This window comes from Corynebacterium kutscheri (assembly GCF_000980835.1).
In the GTDB taxonomy this organism is placed as follows: domain Bacteria; phylum Actinomycetota; class Actinomycetes; order Mycobacteriales; family Mycobacteriaceae; genus Corynebacterium; species Corynebacterium kutscheri.
Genome location: NZ_CP011312.1, coordinates 1,025,710 through 1,048,083, shown reverse-complemented (window position 1 = coordinate 1,048,083; position 22,374 = coordinate 1,025,710). Strand labels below are relative to the sequence as shown.

The 22,374-nt window shown below is 46.5% G+C and carries 22 protein-coding genes, 1 tRNA gene and 1 rRNA gene; 2 read left to right on the top strand and 22 right to left on the bottom strand.

Going from position 1 to position 22,374, the window contains the following annotated elements:
- Window positions 1-73: 73 nt before the first annotated feature.
- A tRNA-Pro gene (locus tag UL82_RS04810) sits at window positions 74-147 on the top strand.
- Between the two features lie 171 nt (window positions 148-318).
- Here the strand turns inward: UL82_RS04810 and UL82_RS04805 are convergent.
- Complete coding sequence (locus UL82_RS04805) at window positions 319-1,620, bottom strand: DUF418 domain-containing protein (RefSeq protein ID WP_046439311.1); 1,302 nt, start codon at window positions 1,618-1,620, stop codon at window positions 319-321.
- A 132-nt stretch (window positions 1,621-1,752) separates the two neighbouring features.
- Between UL82_RS04805 and UL82_RS04800 the strand changes: the two genes are divergently transcribed.
- Window positions 1,753-2,535 (top strand): class I SAM-dependent methyltransferase, encoded by a 783-nt coding sequence (locus tag UL82_RS04800; RefSeq protein ID WP_046439309.1) that lies wholly within the window; start codon window positions 1,753-1,755, stop codon window positions 2,533-2,535.
- A 37-nt stretch (window positions 2,536-2,572) separates the two neighbouring features.
- On the opposite strand, the gene UL82_RS04795 is transcribed toward UL82_RS04800, so the two are convergent.
- From UL82_RS04795 to rrf, 21 genes are all read right to left on the bottom strand, one after another.
- Window positions 2,573-4,348 carry an ABC transporter ATP-binding protein gene (locus tag UL82_RS04795; RefSeq protein WP_046439307.1) on the bottom strand — a complete coding sequence of 592 codons (1,776 nt, stop codon included), beginning with the start codon at window positions 4,346-4,348 and terminating at the stop codon, window positions 2,573-2,575.
- Window positions 4,341-4,976 carry an ATP-binding cassette domain-containing protein gene (locus UL82_RS11595; RefSeq protein ID WP_330217326.1) on the bottom strand — a complete coding sequence of 212 codons (636 nt, stop codon included), beginning with the start codon at window positions 4,974-4,976 and terminating at the stop codon, window positions 4,341-4,343. The genes UL82_RS04795 and UL82_RS11595 overlap by 8 nt, the downstream gene beginning before the upstream one ends.
- A gap of 42 nt (window positions 4,977-5,018) precedes the next feature.
- Entirely contained in the window at window positions 5,019-5,447 is a 429-nt protein-coding gene (locus UL82_RS11590; RefSeq protein WP_330217325.1) for an ABC transporter transmembrane domain-containing protein, read from the bottom strand.
- A gap of 15 nt (window positions 5,448-5,462) precedes the next feature.
- Window positions 5,463-5,897 (bottom strand): ABC transporter ATP-binding protein, encoded by a 435-nt coding sequence (locus UL82_RS11585; RefSeq protein WP_330217324.1) that lies wholly within the window; start codon window positions 5,895-5,897, stop codon window positions 5,463-5,465.
- 63 nt (window positions 5,898-5,960) lie between these two features.
- A complete protein-coding gene (gene der, locus UL82_RS04785; protein ID WP_046439305.1) occupies window positions 5,961-7,583 on the bottom strand; it encodes a ribosome biogenesis GTPase Der in 1,623 nt (540 codons plus the stop codon).
- 5 nt (window positions 7,584-7,588) lie between these two features.
- Window positions 7,589-8,299, bottom strand: a complete 711-nt coding sequence (gene cmk, locus UL82_RS04780) for a (d)CMP kinase (protein ID WP_046439303.1) — start codon at window positions 8,297-8,299, stop codon at window positions 7,589-7,591.
- Window positions 8,299-9,111: a pseudouridine synthase gene (locus UL82_RS04775; RefSeq protein ID WP_126363960.1), complete on the bottom strand. Its 813-nt coding sequence runs from the start codon at window positions 9,109-9,111 to the stop codon at window positions 8,299-8,301. Before UL82_RS04775 ends, cmk begins: the two co-directional genes overlap by 1 nt.
- Window positions 9,112-9,378: 267 nt before the next feature.
- On the bottom strand, window positions 9,379-9,933 hold the full coding sequence (gene scpB / locus UL82_RS04770; protein ID WP_083966420.1) for an SMC-Scp complex subunit ScpB: 555 nt from the start codon (window positions 9,931-9,933) through the stop codon (window positions 9,379-9,381).
- A gap of 161 nt (window positions 9,934-10,094) precedes the next feature.
- On the bottom strand, window positions 10,095-10,910 hold the full coding sequence (locus UL82_RS04765) for a segregation and condensation protein A (protein ID WP_046439297.1): 816 nt from the start codon (window positions 10,908-10,910) through the stop codon (window positions 10,095-10,097).
- Between the two features lie 3 nt (window positions 10,911-10,913).
- A complete protein-coding gene (locus UL82_RS04760; RefSeq protein ID WP_046439296.1) occupies window positions 10,914-11,786 on the bottom strand; it encodes a ParA family protein in 873 nt (290 codons plus the stop codon).
- Window positions 11,787-11,964: 178 nt separating this feature from the next.
- Window positions 11,965-12,867, bottom strand: coding sequence for a site-specific tyrosine recombinase XerD (gene xerD / locus UL82_RS04755; RefSeq protein WP_046439294.1), 903 nt, complete (start codon window positions 12,865-12,867; stop codon window positions 11,965-11,967).
- Entirely contained in the window at window positions 12,860-13,510 is a 651-nt protein-coding gene (locus UL82_RS04750) for an NUDIX domain-containing protein (protein WP_046439292.1), read from the bottom strand. Before UL82_RS04750 ends, xerD begins: the two co-directional genes overlap by 8 nt.
- 11 nt (window positions 13,511-13,521) lie before the next feature.
- Window positions 13,522-14,472: a copper transporter gene (locus tag UL82_RS04745; RefSeq protein ID WP_046439291.1), complete on the bottom strand. Its 951-nt coding sequence runs from the start codon at window positions 14,470-14,472 to the stop codon at window positions 13,522-13,524.
- Between the two features lie 12 nt (window positions 14,473-14,484).
- The gene (gene steA / locus UL82_RS04740; RefSeq protein WP_126317156.1) at window positions 14,485-15,678 is read right to left on the bottom strand and encodes a putative cytokinetic ring protein SteA; all 1,194 of its coding nucleotides are present in this window, start codon (window positions 15,676-15,678) and stop codon (window positions 14,485-14,487) included.
- Window positions 15,679-15,822: 144 nt separating this feature from the next.
- On the bottom strand, window positions 15,823-17,577 hold the full coding sequence (gene recN, locus UL82_RS04735; protein ID WP_046439287.1) for a DNA repair protein RecN: 1,755 nt from the start codon (window positions 17,575-17,577) through the stop codon (window positions 15,823-15,825).
- A 50-nt stretch (window positions 17,578-17,627) separates the two neighbouring features.
- A complete protein-coding gene (locus tag UL82_RS04730; protein ID WP_046439285.1) occupies window positions 17,628-18,581 on the bottom strand; it encodes an NAD kinase in 954 nt (317 codons plus the stop codon).
- On the bottom strand, window positions 18,578-19,399 hold the full coding sequence (locus UL82_RS04725) for a TlyA family RNA methyltransferase (RefSeq protein ID WP_046439283.1): 822 nt from the start codon (window positions 19,397-19,399) through the stop codon (window positions 18,578-18,580). Before UL82_RS04725 ends, UL82_RS04730 begins: the two co-directional genes overlap by 4 nt.
- A 45-nt stretch (window positions 19,400-19,444) precedes the next feature.
- Complete coding sequence (locus UL82_RS11215; protein WP_162487493.1) at window positions 19,445-19,606, bottom strand: hypothetical protein; 162 nt, start codon at window positions 19,604-19,606, stop codon at window positions 19,445-19,447.
- On the bottom strand, window positions 19,606-20,592 hold the full coding sequence (locus UL82_RS04720) for an HAD-IIA family hydrolase (RefSeq protein WP_046439281.1): 987 nt from the start codon (window positions 20,590-20,592) through the stop codon (window positions 19,606-19,608). Before UL82_RS04720 ends, UL82_RS11215 begins: the two co-directional genes overlap by 1 nt.
- A 174-nt stretch (window positions 20,593-20,766) precedes the next feature.
- Window positions 20,767-22,008 carry a hypothetical protein gene (locus UL82_RS04715; RefSeq protein ID WP_046439279.1) on the bottom strand — a complete coding sequence of 414 codons (1,242 nt, stop codon included), beginning with the start codon at window positions 22,006-22,008 and terminating at the stop codon, window positions 20,767-20,769.
- A 122-nt stretch (window positions 22,009-22,130) separates the two neighbouring features.
- Window positions 22,131-22,247 (bottom strand): 5S ribosomal RNA (rrf, locus tag UL82_RS04710).
- Window positions 22,248-22,374: the final 127 nt, after the last annotated feature.

Below are 22,374 nucleotides of genomic sequence, written 5' to 3'. Positions count from 1 at the left end.
TTTTACCTGCCAATTAGGCATAGTAGATAACAGTAGTGTAACCTTTCCCTCGTTACAGGGTTTCCTATAACAACGGGCTATGGCGCAGCTTGGTAGCGCACTTGACTGGGGGTCAAGGGGTCGCAGGTTCAAATCCTGTTAGCCCGACAAAATATATAGACCAGAGCAAAATGTCCTGGTCTATTTTTTGTTTTACACTAATCCGGGATCAACCCTTTGAAAAAAGTTAATCAATATCAAGACCGCTAACTAGACAATTAAAGTTTTTTCATTGAAGCTATGTCTATTAGCCACGGATACTAGAATGTGCTAGCCCAATTAAATCGAATAATTTTCTGGTTCTTTTCCTGGTGGCACCTGAGAAAACTTACGCGTTGCCCACCTAATAAACGATTCCCATGGGCCACGACGATGAAACCGCGGCAAAAGCTGCCACAACATTGCAAAAATCGAGATTCCTACTATTTGAACAGCAAACTCAATCCAGGCAAAGGTTTCACCATTATCAATCGTATCGTAATCCGTATCCAGCTTAGGGCTGGGAGGATACTTAAGGTCATAAAAATCCGACCAATTTTCTGCTTGATTAACTAGATCTTGGTATTCTTGCCACGGCCGACCATACTGCGTTTCCTCTGCTTGAGGCGCCATCTCGGTAGCTCCTAAGCTGCTGCCATCATTATTAGTGAAGGACACAAGTATGACCAGTATTCCAGAAGCAATAACATGCAAAGTATATGAGGTTAACGACATTTGCCCCATAGCGCGCAATGGGTACATTACTTTACGCAACAAATTCGGCTCACAGATAACGACGCAAAGAGAAATAACTGCAAGAGCTACCGCAATAGACAGCACAACGTCGCCAAGACCACCACTATGTGCCATCGGAGAGAAGTAATCGCGCCAAAAACTAAAATTTTCTTCATACTCCGGAAGTAATCCATCACTGAATGCCGCAGACTTATCTGCTACATAAGTAGCACTCTCATCCCCATATTGAGCATGAATCCCTTTAATCCGATACCAAAACGCAAAAATTGTTGGTACTACCGTTATCCCGCCAAGCAGTAACCATTTTTTCCTACTACCTTGTTCAATGAAAATGCGGTGAACAATCATACCGCTAAGTCCGTAAGCTAACCAGGCAAATAACGGGTAAACACCGACTAGCCAGCCGGAATAGATACCAAGCAACACTGCTAAGGCAGCTATTGCGGGTCCTATAAAAACCAGCCCAATCAAAAGTAACGCCAGATTACGCGTGCGCCAATTGATAACCAGAGTGAGAATAATAATCTCTGCAGCAATCGAACCCAAAACAACAACAATATAGGAAGGAAATGCTTCGAGAAGAAACCCAATACCAGCAATAAGCAGCCCACGCGTTAATAATGACAATCGCATTTGTAACTGTGGTACTCCACCTAATATGCGTCCCCGCGCTGAAATAATTCCTACTGATACTCCAGCAAGGACAGCAAATAACGCCGAAGGGAAACCACTAGCTACTCCCCTAATTACTGGGTGAGTAATTCCAGAATGCGCTGCAATCATCCCGATAATTGCTAATGCACGAGCTAAATCCAAACCATAGATTCGGGCTGATTCTTTTTGCATCGTTTCACTATATCCCCTCTCATCTTTAAAGTTTCTCTGACACCAACCATAGGATATTTTCGTTTATCTAACAGTTATAAAAACACCAGTATCACACTAGGAATATCAGTACCACTAAGATAAGAAAACGCTATGTATATCCCCCCATTATCTCATCGCAATACACCGAAATTTTCCTCGGCTGAGCACCGACGCAATTCATCGGCAGCTTTTAATCAAGGTGCGAGCAACTATCACGATATTCGCCCCGGTTATCCCTTAATAGTCCAGGATTTTTTCCGTGCATATTTACCGCAGCACCAACTCACCATTGTCGATATTGGATCCGGCACCGGTAAACTCACCGCAAATTTAATTGATTTAGGTACTGTTATTGCACTTGATACCAGTAAAGATATGCTTGATGAACTTGCTAAACACACACCAGCACATCGCATACGTGCCCGTGCCGAAGCTACTGGATTAGGCACAGGAACTATCGACGCAATTACTTGCGCCCAAACCTGGCACTGGCTTGATACAAATCAAACCAGCCATGAGTTAGCGCGGATATCTACTTCTGATGCCCCATTATTATTGGTGTGGAATTCCCTTAATGTAGACATCCCCTGGGTACACCGGCTCAGTAGGATTATGCATTCTGGCGATACCCTTAAACGTGGCTTCATTCCTCCGCATGCAACTCCCTGGGAGATAGTTGATATTCTGCGTGACTCCTGGATACAAACACTGCTCCCCGAAGATATACATGCGCTTACCCGCACACGTTCTTATTGGTTACGGGCAAATAACACTACGCGAGCACGGGTAAACTCTAATCTGAATTGGTATCTTTATGACCACCTCGGTCATACTCCAGAAACTCTCATCGAACTTCCCTACCGTGTCGATGCTTTTATTCTGCGCAAGGCTTAAACCCCACCAAAACTTTTCCCTGACATTGTAGTACTACTTAACTACGTCCTTTTATCCATGCCTGCCATAAAGTATGGTAACGCCCCTGAAGGCTAAGTAATTCCGCATGGCTACCAGCTTCAACGATTTCACCAGCCTCCATAACTACTACCACATCAGCCGCTTGTGCTTGATCTAGTCTATGTGCCACCACTAATGCAGTACGATCTCGGGTGACTTCCTCAGCTGCTTGTTCTAATGCCGTTGCGCCTTGCGAACCAGCTTCTGCGGTCGCCTCATCCATAATCACAATTGCTGGATCCAATAATAAAATACGCGCTAAAGCTAATTGTTGTGCCTCTAATGGCTCGATTGCTAAGCCACGCGCACCAACAACGGTATCAAAACCATCAACCAATTGTTCAAACCACTCTAACGCATGCACTCTGTTGAGCACATAAATAAGTTCCTCATCAGTAGCATCAGGTCGCGCTAAGGTGAGATCTTCACGCAGAGTTCCAGAAAAAACATATACTTCCTGGCTAACCATAGCCAATCGCGCTTTGCGCTCTGCATCAGAAAAAGTAGTCACCTCTTGGCCGTCGATAAGCACTTGACCAGAACTTGGTTCCCGAAGCCCTGCTACAAGTGCTGCAACTGTTGTTTTCCCGGCACCCGAAGCACCTACAATAGCAACTGTTTGCCCAGGTTCAATGCGCATATTAACGTTACGAACTGCCCACTGATTTTCTTGATAGCTAAAATTAACCTGTTTTAGTTCTACCTCACCGCGCGGTACACCAGCATGCGATGACGGTACTTCTACTGGCGGATTCACACTCACGCCCACAATGCGCGCTAATGAAGCATAACCAGATTGAACCGTGTCAAGCACACGCATAAGCATATTAATTGAGCCACGAATACGGATCAATAGCAATACCGCAGCAGTAACTCCGCCAATACTAACGCTGTGTGAACGAACCAAGAAAAAACCCAACAGAAGGGCAAAAAATAGCATGACCCATTCCCCAAGTATGAGCCAGGAGTTTAGCGTTAGCATAGTCATGCGTGCACGCATACCACGAGTAACAACCTGCCACGAAGCCTCAGAAACACGGTTATGCATTACTTCTTCCATCCGATAAGCACGCACAGTATCACGACCGCGAATTGCTTCTAATACCCGATGGGCTCGCTCACCCATACTGGCACGCTCTGCTGCATACCGCGCCGGGGCTACTCTAAGGTACTGTCGTGCTCCCCAATAATAAATAGGGGCAGCTGCTAATGGGATAAAGAAAAACTGCCATTCAATACTAAAAAGTGCAATTCCGGTAACAACGACGGTAAACAGTGCGGTCGTTAAAACCGGAATAGATTCAGTCACCGACTGCGATAGGGTAGCTACATCATCAGTGGACCGACTAATCAAATCACCGGTACCAGCATCTTCAACCTGGTGTGTGGGTAAGCCCAAAGCAGTACTGACCATATCTTCTCGTAAATTAGCAATAATTCTTTCGGCAAGCCGCGAAATCAGATAAAACCCCAGTGCATTAGCTATTGCAGCAACTAGTACAATAAATGCAGTAACCATAGCGAGTTGGATAAGTTGGGTGCTTGCGTGCGCAGAATTGTCACTGCTGCTGACAATATCAATAATTCTTCCCAGCATAATCGGCACCCACGTAGTAGCAACAGCGCCGCAAATCAGCAGTACTACTGCCAATAAAAACCACCATCGTGCCCGCGGGATAGCGCGCAGTTGTACACTAAGTTGGCTTCGAATATCGCTTACTCTGGCTAATGGAAAATGTAAGTCACTATTCATAACTGCCTACTAACCAACTTTGTGCTTGATCAACGGTTACTACCCGATCAGCAACTATGCGCCAACTTGGTGCATCACTAACGACGACAGTTCGCTTCCCTATTCTTAACTGAGCAACCCGTTGCGCAATCTGGGATTCGGTGACCGAATCCACCGCAGTAGTGGGATCAATAAGCATCAATACATCAGGATCTGCAGCAAGTGCTCGGGCAAGGGCTACTCGCTGACGCTGTCCACCAGAAAGTAATCGTCCTTCCTCACCTACTTCACGCTGATCCCCACCAGGAATATCAGTACCGCTAGCGGCATAGAGTGCTTGAGTAATCTCAGTGCTACTGTGCTGCGTTGAAAAAGCAGCAATATTTTCTGCAATAGTGCCGTCGAAAAGCGAAGCCTGATGCGGGGCAACAATAACTCGGCACCGATCTAATGTTTCCCAGCGATCACGCTCTGCAGAACTCAATTTATTTTCAATAACACTTATCCCCAGCGGAATACGTTCGACAACATCATTAGAATCTGTAGTTAACTCACGGATATAACCAGCACGCAGTACTTCTTGAATCCGGGCTCCAGAGGCCTTGGCCGATGCCCATTTTGAAACTAGGTTACGGCCAAACATGGTCATTGGGGTGATAATGAATTGGGTAAGCCCAACAACAATAATTACTTAACCGATGCTAATAACACCATTGATAGCCATAAAGCCACTGACTACACCTAATGAAGTAGTCAGTAACATGCCGGTTAGCTCGGTAGCACCATTAAGTCTAGCCTCAGCACTATTAGCAGAAATCGTGCGCCTAAAAGCCTCATCCGAAGCAACTTTATAACGTTGACGTACTGTGGTTACCGCACCCAAGCCTTTAATAATTCTTAACCCTTGCACTACGTCAGTTGCAGTAGCGGCGGCATCAGCAACCGCTGCTTGCCGGTGTCCAGAACGTTTTTGTAAAGGCGTACCAAAAAGCATTGCCACCATAATCAGCAGTGGAGCTCCCATAAGAATGGCAACACCTAATATCCAATGAGTACGGGTAAGCATTGTTGTCACATAGACAATAGAGGCAAACTCAGCCACCGGAAAAACAGTAATCATAACGGTGGTAGCTACTCACTCAGTATCTGCACTTGCTATAGATAACAAGCTACCGGCACTTCGATTATGCCCAGCTAAACCACGAGGATCTTGGATTCTATCGGTTACCTCAGTACGTAAATCATGCCCAAGAATAAGCTCTGATCGGATTAAGAAAAAACGGGCGGAAAAATTGACCCCAAAATTAAGGACAATAACGACGCTTAGTGCAATCAACCAGGGAAAAAATTGGGTGAAATCTCCACTAGCAATACCTCGATCAATTGCATTGCCGACAATAACTGGTAATAATGCCTGGCAGATAAAGGCTGCTGCCGTAGAAATACTGGCTACAAAACTCCAGGGACGCTGCGCCAAGACTGTTTTGAGTGTCCACCGCTTATCTTGGGCAGTGGGTAACCGTGATGCTTGGCTGCCAGGTCCAGGTAGGGCGGAATAATTAATTGCCACTACTTTTTACCTTTCCTTACAAGAAACCCGTGGCTTTGGTGAAGGCCACGGGCTAGGGTGTGTTTAGTTTTTTTTGCCTCGTCGCTCGCGCACGCGAACCGCAATGCGAACTGGTGAGCCGGTAAAACCAAAGGCTTCCCGGAACTTTCGCTCCAAATAACGGCGATAACCTGCATCGAGGAAGCCGGTGGTGAATAAAACGATTGTTGGTGGTCGAGTTGAGGCTTGGGTGGCAAAAAGAACCCGTGGTACTCTACCGCCCTTCATCGGTGGTGGGTTTTGCGCAATGGTAGCTCGCAACCAGTTATTAAGCTGACCAGTAGTAATACGCTTATCCCAACTCTCTAATGCTTCCACCATATATGGTTCTAGACGTTGGACAGCACGCCCGGTTTCAGCAGAAATATTAATGCGTTTTACCCATGGAATATGGGCGAGCTGTTGTTCTATTTCGCGCTCTAATTCCCACCGGCGATCTTCTTCCATAAGATCCCATTTATTAAAGACCAGCACTAACGCCTTGCCGGCTTCCAGGATCATATTCAGCACACGCTGATCTTGTTCCGAGACCGGCTGTGAGGAATCAATCATAAAAATACAGATCTCGGCCGCATCAATAACTCCCCGAGTGCGAAGCGAGGCATAGTACTCATGTCCTTGAGCGTTTTTAACCTTCTTGCGCAAACCAGCGGTATCAATAAACTTCCACAGATGCTGATCTAATTGCACCAATGAATCCACTGGGTCAACGGTAGTACCAGCAACATTATCGACCACTGAACGTGATTCACCGGTAAGTTTATTAAGCAGGCTGGATTTACCCACATTTGGCTTACCAACCAAAGCCACGCGACGTGGACCTTCAGTAATTGTGGAACTGCGTGGAGTTTCTGGGAATCGTGCCAGAATTTCTTCCAAAACATCTGCACCACCGCGACCATGTTGTGCAGAAACCGGCCATGGGTCGCCAAGTCCTAATGCATAAAACTCGGCCATATCTGCATAAAAAGTCTCGGAATCAAATTTATTGGCTACTAGAATAACCGGCACATCTGCCCGCTGGAGTTTCTTTGCCATGACCGCATCGGTCTCAGTAATACCAACCATGGTATCGACGACCATAACAATAACGTCAGCTGTCTGCATAGCAACCTCAGCCTGACGTGCGATTGCTGCATGAATGCCTTTGACATTAGGATCCCAGCCACCGGTGTCTTGCACCCAAAAACGTTTTCCGCCCCAATCGGCAAGATAAGAGATGCGGTCACGAGTTACCCCGGGAAAATCTTCCACAACTGCTTCACGACGGCCAATAAAACGGTTCACCAGTGAAGACTTACCCACGTTTGGTCTACCAACAATAGCTACCGTGCAAAGAGCTTCTTCGAAATGCCCCGGTTGTTCAACACCAAAAGCGCGTTCGAGATCTTCCCATTCCTCGTCGGTATAATCATTACCAAAATCAGGATCAGAAAACTCAGTCTCGTCGATATCTTCGATATCAAAGGATGGGTCGTAATTAAACTCGGACTCATCAAAATCGGTGGCAGCATAGCCGCCATGAGGGGCAGGAATATCTTCTTCGATAAATACTTCCTGAGCATCCATTTCGCCATCGTGAGTGTGATAAACGAAAACTGTCTCTTCGTCTTCGCCTGGCATACCAAGGTTCTTTTTATTAGCCATAAGACTTAGTTCATCCTTTCTGCGGATGCTTCAATGAGCCCAATGAGCTCAGCGATAACATCATCAAGCGACATGTCAGAGGTATCAACAATCACAGCGTCTTCCGCAGGGCGCAGTGGGTCTGTGGTACGAGTAGAGTCTATTTCATCTCGTCTCAGCACATCAGCTAACACCGCGTTATAGTCAACAATTCGTCCGGCCGCATTATCTTGATCACAGCGACGTTTCGCACGTACCTCTGCCGATGCAGTAAGAAAAATCTTTATGGGTGCATCGACAAGTACATTAGTGCCAATGTCTCGTCCATCAAGTACGCAACGACCAGCACGCTTAGCTAGCTTGCGTTGCAAAGCTACCAAATTGTTCCGAACTTCTGGAATAGCCGCTACCGCAGACACCTGCCTGGTTACCTCCACACCGCGGATCTCTTCAGAGACGTCTTCGCCATCAAGAAGTACTGCACGTGACTGCGGATCGTCATTAACACTTAATGGAATTGCACCACTTAATGCGACTATTGCAGCAGTATCAGAAACCGATACGCCTTGGCGTAAAGCATAAAGCGTAGCCACCCGATACATAGCACCAGTATCAATATATTTTGCACCAAAATGGGTTGCAATGGCGCGACATACTGTAGATTTACCCGCACCAGAAGGACCGTCGACGGCCACAATTAATCCACCGGGAACGTTTTCTAATGTTACCGGCGACATTACATATCCACCGCCTTATACAAACTGGTTAGTTCGGAAGAATTTAATGCTCGGTAAAAACCGGGCTTCATATCCCCTAACGAAACTGTATGTAGTTTGGTACGCACCAAATGCTGCACTGGGTAACCAGCCGCTTTAAGCATGCGGCGAACAATATGTTTGCGTCCTTCATGAAGTTCAACGCGTACCAAGGATTTTCCTTGATAGGTATCAACAATTTGTACATAGTCTGCCTTGGCAATGCCGTCGTCAAGCTCAATGCCAGCACGCAACTGCTGGATAAGTTTATTATCTGCTTCGCCTAAAACGGTGGCTAGGTAGGTCTTCGATACGTGATACTTCGGGTGCATGAGCCGATTAGCCAACTCACCATCGTTGGTTAAGATCAGCAGTCCTTCGGTATCTGCGTCAAGGCGACCAACATGGAAAAGTCGCTGGCCAGAGGCAATACGTTCACTCATAAGATCGCCGATACAAGGACGGCCTAGTTCATCACTCATTGTCGAGTGCATTCCGCGAGGCTTATTTAAAATGAAATACTGATTCTCATCATTGACATTAATACGCACACCATCAACACGAATAACATCGCGATCGGGGTACACTCGTAAACCCTGCTGGGCAACAATCTTACCGTTGACCTCTACCCGTCCAGCGTCGATAAGTACTTCGGCGTGACGACGAGAAGCAACTCCTGCCCTCGCTAAAACTTTTTGTAACCGAATACCCTCGCCCTGATTATTTGCCGAGGAATCGAAAGCAACCTTTTTTACATGCTGTTTACGAGCTGGACGAGCATTAGACAACAACATGTCCGAATCACGAGGTTTGCGTTCCTGTTTTACTGGCTTAGCAGCTTTTGGCTTGCCAAAGCGATTGCGTTCTACACCACGTCCCCCCGGTTGGTGGTGCGAATTTTTATGGGAGCGACTAGAGCCGGCGCCCCTTCCCGGTGTGCCATCACGGCGAGCGGATTGAGCCACGATATGTGTCCTATCGTAAAAAGATATGTGATTATAAATACGCAGTCACTCTACAGGAGTTTTTTTCGCTTGTCGATGACACTAAGAAAAACGACACTAAAAGACTTCGTCAATGGAATCAACATTAGGCAGTAACGGAGCCAGATCTGGTAGCTGCGCTAAAGAATCAATACCTAATAACTCTAAAAAGAGCTCCGTAGTTTCATAGTGCATCGCCCCATATGCACCAGCACTTTCGTTATTGCTCATATCAACTTCCCGAATCAAACCGCGCAGCTGCAATGTGCGCATAACGCCATCAACATTAACTCCACGAATCGCTGATACTTGGGCGCGAGTCGCTGGTTGTCGATACGCCACCACGGCAAGAGTCTCTAATGCAGCTCGTGATAATTTTGTTTGGGAACCATGTAGCAAAAACTTTTCGACGATAGCCGCATTTTCAGCCACCGTATAAAGCCGCCACCCTTCTGGGGTTTCTCGTGCTTCAATGCCACTACCGCGCTGTTTCAATTCCTCCGCCAGCTGACGCAAAACGCTTAATATAGTCGCCGAATCATATTCAGTAACCTGCGCTAACTGTTCCACACTAACTGGAGTGTCAATAACTAGAAGAATTGATTCCACCTGACTACGCAGTTGGGAGATCATTGGTAGTTCCATCGCTTTATTGTTACATAGATATCTTATTAACTTTTTGAATACACGCAGGCTCTTAAAACAGACTTTACTATTTTCATTTAACTTAAAATATCCAAAAATCAAGAATAGAATCTTGATTTTTTATTTCATCAGCGTATATGACAATGAAATTATTGCCAGTTACTTGCGGCAACCACTGCTGGGTCCACTTCCAGACCAGTCCATGCTATGTGTAGTTCACCAAGAGCTTCTTCCTGTTCTACCCCGATAGCCTGTGCTTTATAAAGTTCTAAAAGAGCTAAAAACCGACCTACTATCTGCATTGATATAGTGCAATCTTTAGTTAAATCAGCAAAATTTAACCAATAATTTGCTCCTGCCACCCGCAAGGTATCGAGTATTTTTCCAGCTTGTTCAGGAACCGATACCGCAACGTGGTGAATATGGTTGGTAGCAACTGTTTCTGGCGGTTGTGGCCGAAATACCCCAGCAGCTAGCTGTGCAAAGCTTTTATAATCATGGCCTAAAACAACCGGCGGCAATAAACATGCAAACTGTTCTTCAAGACTAACCACTCTAGGATATCTTCGACGTGCTTGCTGTTGCCACTGAGCAAATCTATCCGCAACCTGTGCATATGCACGATATTGCAAAAGGCGTGCAAAAAGTAAATCGCGGGTTTCTAATAAAGCCAAGTCTTCTTCGCTATCAACGTCACCACGAGGAAGCAATCGAGCAGCCTTTAAATCTAAAAGCGTTGCCGCAATAACTAAGAATTCTGTAATCTCATCTAGCTCTGCTGACTCACCTAATTGGCGTGCATACGATACAAACTCATCGGTTACCTCCGCAAGAGCTACTTCAGTTACTTCAAGCTTACGTGATTGAATAAGCTGTAAAAGCAGATCAAAAGGTCCCTCAAAGTTCTTTAAAACCAGCCGAAAACCAGTAATCTCTGGTTGCTGTTGCGAAATAGCTACTGGCATATGCTAGCGCGTGGTGCGTTCAATAACTTCTCGTGCCAATTGTCGGTACTGGTGTGCCCCTGGTGAATGTGGTGCCCAGGAAGTGATAGGTTCCCCAGCAACAGTAGTTTCTGGAAAACGCACCGTACGGGTGATAACAGTATCAAAAACACGATCTTGAAAAACTTCCACTACTCGCGACATAACTTCCCGTGAGTGCGAGGTACGTCGATCAAACATTGTTACCAAAATACCGACAATTTCTAAGTTGAAATTAAGGCGATCCCGTACTTTTTCCACGGTATCGGTAAGCAGTGCTAGCCCGCGCAAGGAGAAATACTCACATTCCATAGGAATGATAACTCCATGTGAACAAGCAAGCGCATTAACAGTCAATAGTCCCAAGGAGGGTTGGCAGTCGAGAATAATGTAGTCATAATCTTTAAGCACTGGGCGTAATGCTCGCGCTAAAGTTTGTTCCCGACCAACCTCATTAACCAACTGAATTTCTGCTGCGGATAGGTCAATATTTGCTGGTACCAAGTCTAAACCCGGTACCGAAGTATGGTGAATGGCATTATGTATACCCACGGTATTATCCACCATCAGGTTATAGACAGTGACATCAAGTTCCTCATAAGCAATATTCAACCCAGCCGATAGCGCCCCTTGGGGATCCAGGTCGACTAAAAGAACTTTCCTACCTGCCTCCGCAAGGCATGCACCCAAATTGATTGTCGAAGTAGTTTTACCCACCCCGCCTTTTTGATTGCACATACTAAGAATTGTTGCCGGACCATGACGATCAAGAGGCGCTGGATCTGGAAATTCGCGCAGAGGGCGCCCAGTAAGACCCACCTTCTGTTCGGGGGCTTCAAACAGTCCCGATTCGCTCATGTCAATTCCTTTTCCTTGACTATTACCTATATCTTGCCGGCCGGCAGGACATGTCCACTTTTTTCATTCAAGCTTACACGTCTGTCATTTATTTCTTGTACCTACACTACTGCCAAGGTAGCTCTAAGCAAGGTAACAAACCCTAACGCCGTGTCGCAGTACAACTACTTGCGCTCTGTTATGCGCGCGGATGCGCCGTACGCCATACTTGACGCAAATTCTCTGCCGAAACATGGGTATAAATTTGAGTTGTGGTCACTGAAGAATGCCCCAATAATTCTTGCACCACACGCACATCTGCGCCACCTTCAATCAAGTGGGTACCAAAACTATGTCTTAAAGTATGTGGGGAAATATCTTTAACAATCCCCGCCCGTTGTGCAGCTTGTTTAATAATTGCCCACGCACTCTGTCTAGATAACTGACCACCACGCTTATTAAGAAATAAAGCATGCGACTTACCCTTAGCTAAACTTGGTCGCCCACGCACAACATATGCCTCAACAGCCGTAATTGCTTTTGTCCCCATTGGTACAATACGCTGCTTATTTCCTTTGCCGGTAAGACGTAAAACCCCGGTTAATTCACTAAACTCATCAACTGGCAATGCACTAATTTCTGATATTCGTGCGCCTGTCGCATAAAGGAGCTCAATAAGTGCCTTATCCCGAAGATCAAATGGAGTTGCATATTCTCCATCAGGGATAGCGTCGATAAGCTGAGTGACTTCCTCGATACTTAACACATCAGGTAGGTGCTTAGGGGTAAGTGGTGGTGAAACCTCCTGAGCTACATCAATATCTAGCTCACCTTCCAACATTGCAAACTTATGCAAGCCACGAGCAACCACTAAAGCACGCCCGCTTGAAGAAACCGCTAACCCACCACGGCGTAAATCCCGCACATAAGCTTCCAGATCAGTTGCCGCAACTGACTCTAAATCAGTAATTTTTGCGGCTTCTAACCAGGAGAGGTACCGTTGCACATCACGCCGATAATTACTTAAAGTATTTGCGCTAAGCCCACGTTCTACTGATAAATGGGTAAGCCAATTACGCGCAATAAGACCAGGATCAGCCACGTGCGATCTTCTTCATATCAGCACCAGGGGCTGCTTTTCGACGCGCAGCAAGCCGCGTGGGCCGAAGAGAAAAAGCACTATTAGTGCCACGTAATGCATACCCGCCTTGAAGAACCTGATAAACAGCCAAAATACCGGCAACAGCAATAGCATTTGCTATCTCGCCACGGAAAACCTGTGCCACAGCTGCTTCCACATCAACCCAGCTAGTACTCATATCGGCTTCTTCGTCTTCTAGCATTGGTCTCTCAACCTCTAGCAAATCCTGGGCCAGAAACACCCGCACTGCCTCATCACAAAAGCCAGGACTGGTTGCTAGATCAAGCAGTACCGACCATTTTTTAGCGGCTAACCCGGCTTCTTCGCGTAATTCGCGTTGTGCACAATCAAGAGCTTCTTCATCAACATAATCCAATAAACCTGCTGGTAACTCCATCAAGCGCTGACCTATTGAATGTCGGTATTGCTCCACTAGAAAGATTTTTCCTTCCCGAAAAGCAACCACTGCTACCGCACCAAAATGTTCGACTACTTCCCTTGAAGCACTCGTACCACCTGGCATCACCACCTGATCACGGCGAAGCGCAATGATAGGAGCGTCGACAAGCAACTCAGAATCTAGAACCTGGAAATCATGCTGCATAAGAAACCAATTTAACCACGCATATTTGGTGCTGGGGAAGCAGCTTCAGCCGATGCTGCTGCGCCATATTGTCCAGAGCCACCAGCAAGTTGTTCTCTTACCGCCAAAACTGTGGCGATTCTACCCCAAGTGCGATCAACTGAATCTACAGTAGATACTTCCTGCCTAGCTAAGGCATTATCGCGTAAAATTCCCATCACACCAGTATCCGCAGCACTAAAAATGCGACCCGCAACTACTACCCCGGATCCTCGTGAATCTAAAGCACGGGCAAAAGCAGCTTGATTCTGGGCAGTAAAATTATCTTCGAAACCGTCTTTATTACCAACAATAAAAACAATTGCTTGAGCTGGCAAAATGGTTCCTTCTTCATAAGAAATATAGCCGTCGCCACGCAATCCACCCAGCACAATGGCTCGTTCTTCGATAGTGGATTGTTGTTCAGCAGTTTCACGATTAAGTAGTAATGCTGAACCTAATGACTGCCCAGCATGGGTTCCCGCATCAAGTTGATCGGTTGATAAGGTCGCACCTGCTGGTAGCGTCGTAGAAACAATATTTTTTAATCCATCCGCACCCGATTGGTTAAAAAATTTATCTTTTAATTCAATAGTGCCGGAGTTTATTGCCCCTGCAAAATCTAATAAGTAGCGCACACTAGCAATATCATCTGCATCGGCATCCTCAGTGTGCATAATAAGTACTGGGCGTTCGGTCAAACTGCCGGCAACGAAATCCAGCGCAGCAGTATCAATAAAGCTATCAGCAGTTGCTGCTTGCGCTTCTGCTATCTCTGCTTCATGAAGTGCTTGATCGCGTTGCTGTTCCAAATCTGCACTTATCTCATTAGCCCCACCAGATAAATTAGGCGCAAGAATATAGGTTCCGCCTGCTACACCTAGGGCAAGACCAAAGGCAATACTTGCAATAACCGTTGCGGAACGACCGCTGTTTTTTGCCATGTTTTCTCCCCTTTAGCTAAATAATCCCTGGAACCACAACGCAATGTTGTTCCATGTATCAATAAGATTTTCACTAAAGCTGCCACTACCTGTGGTACCCGCGATAAGCACAATCACAGCGCAAGCAACAAAAATACCTAATACTGCCCACAACCAAGCCAGGTTTCCAACGGTTCGGATAGTGTAAAGATCACCGATAACCTGTGCATCAACAAGTTTTGTGCCCACTTTAGCCCGTGATATTAACGAAGATGGGTTCGCTTGTTCACCACCGGAAAAAATACCCGCTAAATTCAACGGCGCCCCGGCATTAACAATTAATTGTGCCCCATGATAATCGGCTAAAAGAAGCGCTAAATCGGTTGCAGAATCAACCGCAGCAGGAAATGTCATTGCCGCAATGCCAAGATCTTGTATTCTTTCCAAACCAGTCGCATGTCCATCAGGATCTGCTGGCAATACGACACGCGCACCACTACGCAAAGCATCAGAACCAATACCAGCCGGATTACCGACGATAAGATCAGGTTTATACCCAAGCTCAACAAGCGTATCGGCAGCACCATCAACACCGATAATTGCGGGTTCAAATTCTCGAATAAAATTACGCAGTTGTTTCATCTGGCTGCGATGCCCCATGCCAGGGCTTACCACAAGCACTTTGCGACCTTCTATTGTAGAACCAATATCGGGGATCCCTAGACCGTCGATAAGCAGAGGTGCTTCGGAATGGATAAATTGGATACTGTTTCCAAAATAGGCCTCCATATGATCTACCAGCGATCGTTGCGCCTCAGCGAAATTCTGTTCAGCGGATTCTGTGGTAACAACTACGCCAGCAACAACCATCTTGTCGCCATAATAAAGCTGTCCTTCATCGGTAAGCCGTGCTTTTTTCCCATCTTTAAAGCCATTCCAGACTTCCTCGCCTACCCCTTCGACCAGGATAATTCCCTCGTCCAGGAGCATCTGTGGGCCGAAGTTAGGAATAATTCCGGTAGAAAATTGCCCGGCATTAATCACTGCTGCTGGATGCGCATCAATTAGTTTTTGCGCAAGACCACGCGAAACGTCTGCCTGATCAATAACCGCAATATCACCTTCGCTTAAACGTTTAAAACCTTTAGCATTATCACGACAATCACGAAGAGGCGCGGATAGGCCGGGAAGTTCACTGGCGCGAGAGAATAGACTCATGCTTGGTATTGTGACCATGTGCAAGAGTAAATGTGTGAAGGCACGCGGTATGAAAAGAACTTTTCTCCCAGCAGGAACCCACTAACTGCATATAACATTGTCCAACTATGTATTTTTCACCCCCTTTGCAACCAAGGAGGACCTTAACCAGTTTTAGTGAACTTCTGCTGAACTTGCCCGCCAAGCAGCGATAGTTTTCCGGGCAGTTGCTAGTAATTCCTCAGCATGCGCACGTCCAGTCTCAGTGTCATCTAAACCAGCAAGCATACGAGCAATTTCTTCTACTCGTCGCTCATCATCAAGTTTTTCTACTGCGGAAGTCACTGATTCATCACCGACATTCTTAGAGACATGCACATGAGTGTCAGCAAAAGCGGCTACCTGCGGCAAATGCGTGACCACAATAACTTGGTTTTTTTGCGCCAACCTAGCTAAGCGTTTAGCAATTTCTACCGCAGCACGACCACCTACCCCAGCATCAACCTCATCAAAGACCATCGTGGTTCCTGAAGAACCTGCCGATAGCACAACCTCCAAAGCAAGCATTACTCGAGATAGCTCACCACCAGATGCCGAAGTAGCTAATGGTCGTGGCTGCGCAGCTGAATTAGGAGCCAGCAAAAACTCCACCTCATCAAGACCGTTTTTACTCGGGGCAACAGTGCGCACGTCAACTACAAAAACAGCCTTATTCATCGCTAGACCATGTATCTCTTGAGTTACTGCTGCACTTAATTTTTCTGCCAGCGCAATACGCGCAGCTGATAATTTTTTGCCCACCTTTAACATGCTGGCCTCTGCATCAGCGACATCTTTAGTCAGTTTTTCCAATGCTTCTGGTGAGGTATCAATCGTTGCGCGCTTTTTTTCTGCTTTTTTCAGCCACTTTATGACCCCTTCAATATCGGGAGCGTATTTGCGAGTCAAAGATTTAAGCTCCTGCTGACGCAGCATTAACTTATCTAGTTCCTCATCATCACTAGGCAATTGATTCAAAAACCGTCCCACTTCGGCAGAAACTTCACCGGTAATAGCAATAACATCAGCTAGGCGATCGCCTAACCCGCGTAAATCTTTATCTTCACTTCCTAAAAGCACTGATGCTGCTTGCCCAAGCAAATCAGAAGCACCATTTTGATCATCCTCGATCGCACCATATTCACTTATTGACGCTGCCCCATCAAGATGTGCAAGCACGGTTAATGTTTGCTCTCTTAGTGCATCAACGTCTTGCAAACGTCGAATAGTTTCTTGCAACTGAAGATCTTCACCAATACTTGGGTTAATAGCGGTAATTTCATTAATCGCAAAATCCAACCGATCTGCTTCTTGCGCTAATTCCATCCGAGAATTGGTATGCTCGCGTAACTTCTTAGCCATTTCTCGCCACTTTTTATAGGCAGCAGAAAAAGTGGCAGCCAGTTTTTGCACATCTGGATCCATACGATCAAGCGCATCGCGCTGCCGATCTAGACTCAATAGCCGGAGTTGATCATTTTGCCCGTGAATAGTTAATAATTCGGTACTAAAACTATGCAAGCTACTTGCTGGAACCGCACGGCCACCAAGATGCGCTTTAGAACGTCCATTCGCATTAACGACCCGAGTGGCGATAATCTCACCATTTTCATCCGGTTCCCCACCAGCGGACTCCACTACCTCGCGCACTACGGCATGTGCATCCTCGCTAAGGTTATCAACAATAAAACGTCCTTCAACCACTGCACGAGCCGCACCTACTCGCACCCTTGAAGCATCTGCACGACCACCAGTTAAAAGACGCAAACCAGTAACAACCATGGTTTTACCGGCACCAGTCTCACCAGTAAGAACAGTGAGCCCCGAACTAAGCTCCAATGATGCCTGCGGGATAACGCCTATGTTTTCAAACTCAATTTCAGCGAGCATGAACTAATCATAGCGAACCGACCCACCAATATGCGAACATGAGTGCTAAATTACAACATATCCTCTGAACAATCCGAGGTATCTTTTCTTTCCTCAGCAGGTCCACGCCAACCGGCTACCGGAAGTCGAAGCTTAGAAACCAATCGATCCGCAAAGGGCAAATCATCCAACCGAATCCACTTCACCGGCCGCTGACCACGAACTACTTCAACTCGATATCCCGGTGGCATATCAATACTACGTGCCCCATCAAAAACAACCGTCGCCGGAAAAGTTGTCGGCAAGCTTTCTATTGCCACCCGCGATTGTGGACCCACCACTAATGGTTTAGTAAAAAGAGCATGTGCATTATTAGGTACTACCAATATGGCTTCCAATTCTGGCCACAATACTGGCCCGCCCGCAGAAAATGCATAAGCGGTTGAACCAGTCGGGGTAGATACCAATACTCCATCGCAACCAAAAGAGCTTACTGGCCTGCCATCAACTTCTAAGATTGCATCAAGTACGCCTCGTCGATTGCTATTTTCTATACTAACCTCATTAAGTGCCCAGCCACTTCCACAAATAACTCCCTGTGCGTTTTTTATCAATACTGAAAGCGTCATCCGCTCTTCAACATGATAATTATTATTGGTAATCCGGGTAACAGCCTCATCAATGGAATCTTTTTCCCATTCCGCCAAAAAACCAACGTGGCCTAAATTAATTCCTAGCATAGGCAAATCAGCTGCATGCGCCATATCGGCGGCACGCAAAAAAGTACCATCTCCACCAAGCACAAGTACCAGCTCTACCCCCTGTGTGGGATCGCTAGCACATTTCGATAATGCAAACTGGCTTAGCACTGGATGATCGATAATAACTTGCTGATCATAATGATCAAACACTCTCACATCAATCCCGGCATCATATAAAAGCTCCGCAGTAAGTGCCGCAGAAGCAATATTTGATGCTCTACCAGTATGCGGAACTAATAAAACACTTCTTTTCGACGTGCTCATTGTGGCCCTTCTAGAACAGCTCTAGCGATTAAATCATGAATTTCTTCTTCGCTTTTCGACGCCTCGCCACCATCTTTAATCAGCCACAAAAAATACTCCACATTACCGCTTGGCCCTGGCAGTGGACTAGCTACGGCATCAATAAGACTTAATCCTAGTGACTGCGCAAATACCGCAATCTCCTGGGTAACCTCTGCACGCAACTGATTACTACGTACTACGCCACCGCTGCCCAACCGGTCTTTACCCACCTCAAATTGTGGCTTCACCATTGGTAAAAGATCAGCTCCCGGAGAAAGACACGCCACGATAGCCGGTAGTGTGAGTTTCAAGGAGATAAAAGAAAGATCACCGACCATAACATCGCATAATCCCCCGCATAGTTCTGGGGTGAGATAACGAATATTTGTCCGATCTAATACACGCACGCGATCATCATTTTGTAATCGCCAAATAAGCTGACCATAACCGACATCAACCGCTACCACTTCACGTGCTCCCCGACGTAATGAAACATCAGTAAAACCACCTGTAGAAGCCCCTGCATCTAATACTTTTTTATCTTTAAGATCAAGACCATGCGCTTCAAAGTGTGCTAAAGCACCGAGTAATTTTTGTGCCCCTCGAGATGCCCAATCCTCAATAACAGCCTCGTTGACTTTAATAGAGATATCCGCCGTTACTTGGGTGGCTGGTTTGGTAGCTAGCATACCAGCCACTAGAACATGTCCGCCACGAATCAACTCTGTGGCATGCTCACGTGAGCGGGCAATTTTACGTCGAACCAGCTCAGCATCAAGACGGTAACGTCCAGCCATGGCACATCCTAATCAAAAATCGGAGCAAAAATAACTTTATTAAACCTACTGTAAAGCCTGCGCAAGAACATTATGCGCACGTTCTAAAATATCGGCTTCTTCTTCTAATGAAGAAAAACTCTCCCCCAATACTTCTTCAACTTGTTCCTGTAGTTTTTCCGGCGTCACCGACAATGCCCGTGGATCACCAGGAATAGGTGCACTCATTACTGCCACTGCCCAACTGCACGTTGCGCATGTTGGCCCTCAGCACGTACTTCACCATTAAAAGCTTCTGGCTTTGTCCATGCGCAAGCAATAGCAGAGCGTAACGCTTCAGTTGCAGTACTTGTATTATTACCACCGCTAAGAACCAACGTATCGCCGTCGAAAAGCGCAGTAAAACTACCTTGTGGACCAGGAAGTAGCTCTTCTGGTGTGCGATGTAAATCAATCAAACCATCTGCAACATAGGTGGGGCGTTCTTCTGGAATTGCTCGCAATAATGCCCAATGCAAAGAGACACCGGTGAGCACGTGTAAACTATCCATACCCGCAGCCACTCCGCCTGCAATATCGGTATTCAGCCGATCGCCAATTGCTAAAGGTTTAATTGCGGATAATTTTCGTTGTGCAGAATAAAACATGGCTGGTTCTGGTTTACCAGCGCTTATCGGAGTAACACCAGTAGCGCTTACCAAAGCAGCCACCATGGATCCATTGCCCACCAACAAACCACGCTCAGAAGGCAAAGTTGTATCTAAATTGGACGCAAAATATTTTGCACCACGACGAATTGCAAGCGCTGCCTCACTAAGTTGTGCCCAACCAGTATCAGGGTTATGCCCATGAATAACTGCTACAGGATTCTCATCTGCGCTAACAACGACCTTTAGTCCTGCCTGAGTTACCAACTCTTTAAAAGAATCTGAGCCTAATACATAAACTGGCGAACCCACCGGAAATTGATCAGTAACCAATTCAACCGCTGCCATAGCAGAAGTCAAGATTTGATCAGAAGTGGTTGTAATATTCATGCCATTGAGTAATTCTGCAACAGCAACCGGACCCCGCGAAGCATTATTGGTGATATAAACAACTGGAACCGGCGAAGCATTGATGACTTCTGGTGCATCAGGAAGTGGCCGTCCACCCTCCCAGACCGTACCATCAAGATCAAATAGCAATGCATCGTAGATATCCAAAAGGCTCATGGCAGACAATTCTAGCTGCCATAAAGTCCGGGAAGAAAACTATGCTAAAACTATGCCGGCGTGATCGTTTAGTTTTTACTAGCAATCCCACCGGCAGTTGGCTTATTAGTAAGCTAAATTGTTTCTATCAGAAATATGCTCTCTGGTAGAAGCTAAAAGTTACGCTCATAGGAATTATTCATTCATAGTCGAATCAGTTACCGCATCCGAATTTAACTCAGCTGATGCGTCAAGTTCTGCAAGACGTTCTTCTGCATCTAAGAAGCCATCCTCATCTTGACGCTGCGCAGCCTCAAACCACTTACGAGCATCTTCAGTACGATCTGCGGCAAGTAGAAGATCGGCATAAGCATAAGATAGCCGTGCCCAGGATAGTCCTCTCCGATTACGCTTTGGCTTAGCTTTTTCAATTTCCGACAAAGCAGAATCAATTTGGTTCAAATCCCGACGAGCATTAGCTACCACAATAGCTAACTCAATGCGTGTTTCTTCACTGAGCGCGGAGAAATCCTCCTCGCGTGCAATTTCAATTGCTTTTTCCGGGCGACCCAAGCCACGCTCAGAATCAGCTATCACCGCAATAAGTGCCGAATTACCACTCATACGACGAGCCGCGCGCAGCTCCGAGAGAGCTTCCTTCCACTCTCCTGCATGATAAGCTGCGATTCCGCATGTTTCCCGAACCACAGCCACGCGACCAGCACGCTCTTTAGCGGCACGAGCATGCCTTAACGCAAGTGCTGGATCTTCTTCCAACCAGGTAGCCGTCATAATCAAATGCTTAGCTACCGCATCTGCATTAGGACGCGAAAGTACCCGTAAATCTTGCAACACCATTGGATCAAGATCGCGGACATCAATATCAGCTGGCAAAGCTGGCTCATCGCTTAGCTTCTTGGTACGTTCCTCTCGGAAATTACTGCGTTGTGGACCATAAGCAGCCTTATCTCGGTTTGCACCACCGCGTTGTGCATGTTTGCGTCCGTTATATCCGCTGTTGCCTCGCTGCTCACGGTTACCACGATCTTTATGTTCGCCACGCTCATCATAACGACGCTCGCTACGATCATCACGGTTATATTCTAAGCGGTGATCCCTGTTGTAACGACGTTCCCCTCGGCCTTCATAGCGACGGCCACCACGATCATTATCATTTCGACGCTCACCACGATCGTCATAACGTCCTCGTTGACCACGATCATAGTCTCCGCGACGATTATCAGATCGATCATCGCCTGCATCACGACGATCCCAGCGCTGTCGGTTGTAACCGCTGCATTGAGAATCATCCGAGTAACGCTTACTATCGCGTGAATAACCGCCCTTGCGGTCACGGTTTTCATAACGACGTCCGCCACGATCATTATTACGTTCGCGACTATCATTACGGCGTTCGCGATATTGCTCTTCGGCCATGATCATCCTATCTATTGTGTTTTTCTGGAACACGATACACAAAAAGAACGTATGAGTGGTGCAGGCTCATAAAAACCTTTATCACCACTCATACGCTCTTATCGTTACACTTTGAAGTTTTAGGTTGGCGGTGACCTACTCTCCCACACCCTCCCAGGTGCAGTACCATCAGCGCAATCAGGCTTAGCTTCCGGGTTCGAAAAGGGACCGGGCGTTTCCCCAACGCTATAACCACCAACACGACTATAAACAACACAGTACACACCCCACAAACACACATGTGCTTGTTAACGTGCGTGTGCTGTGTCAGACACTGCACAGTGAACACAAACCCAACAACAACCACCACCATAAAGCAGCAGAACA

Coding starts and splice junctions, on each gene's coding strand:
- UL82_RS04730 (WP_046439285.1), bottom strand. CDS start 18,581: ATGAGCACGTCGAAAAGAAGTGTTTTATTAGTTCCGCATACTGGTAGA.
- UL82_RS04745 (WP_046439291.1), bottom strand. CDS start 14,472: ATGGCAAAAAACAGCGGTCGTTCCGCAACGGTTATTGCAAGTATTGCC.
- der (WP_046439305.1), bottom strand. CDS start 7,583: ATGGCTAATAAAAAGAACCTTGGTATGCCAGGCGAAGACGAAGAGACA.
- UL82_RS04750 (WP_046439292.1), bottom strand. CDS start 13,510: ATGCAGCATGATTTCCAGGTTCTAGATTCTGAGTTGCTTGTCGACGCT.
- recN (WP_046439287.1), bottom strand. CDS start 17,577: ATGCTCGCTGAAATTGAGTTTGAAAACATAGGCGTTATCCCGCAGGCA.
- UL82_RS11590 (WP_330217325.1), bottom strand. CDS start 5,447: ATGATTACTGTTTTTCCGGTGGCTGAGTTTGCCTCTATTGTCTATGTG.
- cmk (WP_046439303.1), bottom strand. CDS start 8,299: ATGTCGCCGGTAACATTAGAAAACGTTCCCGGTGGATTAATTGTGGCC.
- UL82_RS11595 (WP_330217326.1), bottom strand. CDS start 4,976: ATGACCATGTTTGGCCGTAACCTAGTTTCAAAATGGGCATCGGCCAAG.
- UL82_RS04795 (WP_046439307.1), bottom strand. CDS start 4,348: ATGAATAGTGACTTACATTTTCCATTAGCCAGAGTAAGCGATATTCGA.
- UL82_RS04775 (WP_126363960.1), bottom strand. CDS start 9,111: ATGTTGTTGTCTAATGCTCGTCCAGCTCGTAAACAGCATGTAAAAAAG.
- UL82_RS04800 (WP_046439309.1), top strand. CDS start 1,753: ATGTATATCCCCCCATTATCTCATCGCAATACACCGAAATTTTCCTCG.
- UL82_RS04760 (WP_046439296.1), bottom strand. CDS start 11,786: ATGAGCGAATCGGGACTGTTTGAAGCCCCCGAACAGAAGGTGGGTCTT.
- UL82_RS04715 (WP_046439279.1), bottom strand. CDS start 22,008: ATGGCCGAAGAGCAATATCGCGAACGCCGTAATGATAGTCGCGAACGT.
- UL82_RS11215 (WP_162487493.1), bottom strand. CDS start 19,606: ATGAGTGCACCTATTCCTGGTGATCCACGGGCATTGTCGGTGACGCCG.
- UL82_RS04725 (WP_046439283.1), bottom strand. CDS start 19,399: ATGGCTGGACGTTACCGTCTTGATGCTGAGCTGGTTCGACGTAAAATT.
- UL82_RS04765 (WP_046439297.1), bottom strand. CDS start 10,910: ATGCCAGTAGCTATTTCGCAACAGCAACCAGAGATTACTGGTTTTCGG.
- UL82_RS04720 (WP_046439281.1), bottom strand. CDS start 20,592: ATGAGCCTTTTGGATATCTACGATGCATTGCTATTTGATCTTGATGGT.
- scpB (WP_083966420.1), bottom strand. CDS start 9,933: ATGATCTCCCAACTGCGTAGTCAGGTGGAATCAATTCTTCTAGTTATT.
- UL82_RS04805 (WP_046439311.1), bottom strand. CDS start 1,620: ATGCAAAAAGAATCAGCCCGAATCTATGGTTTGGATTTAGCTCGTGCA.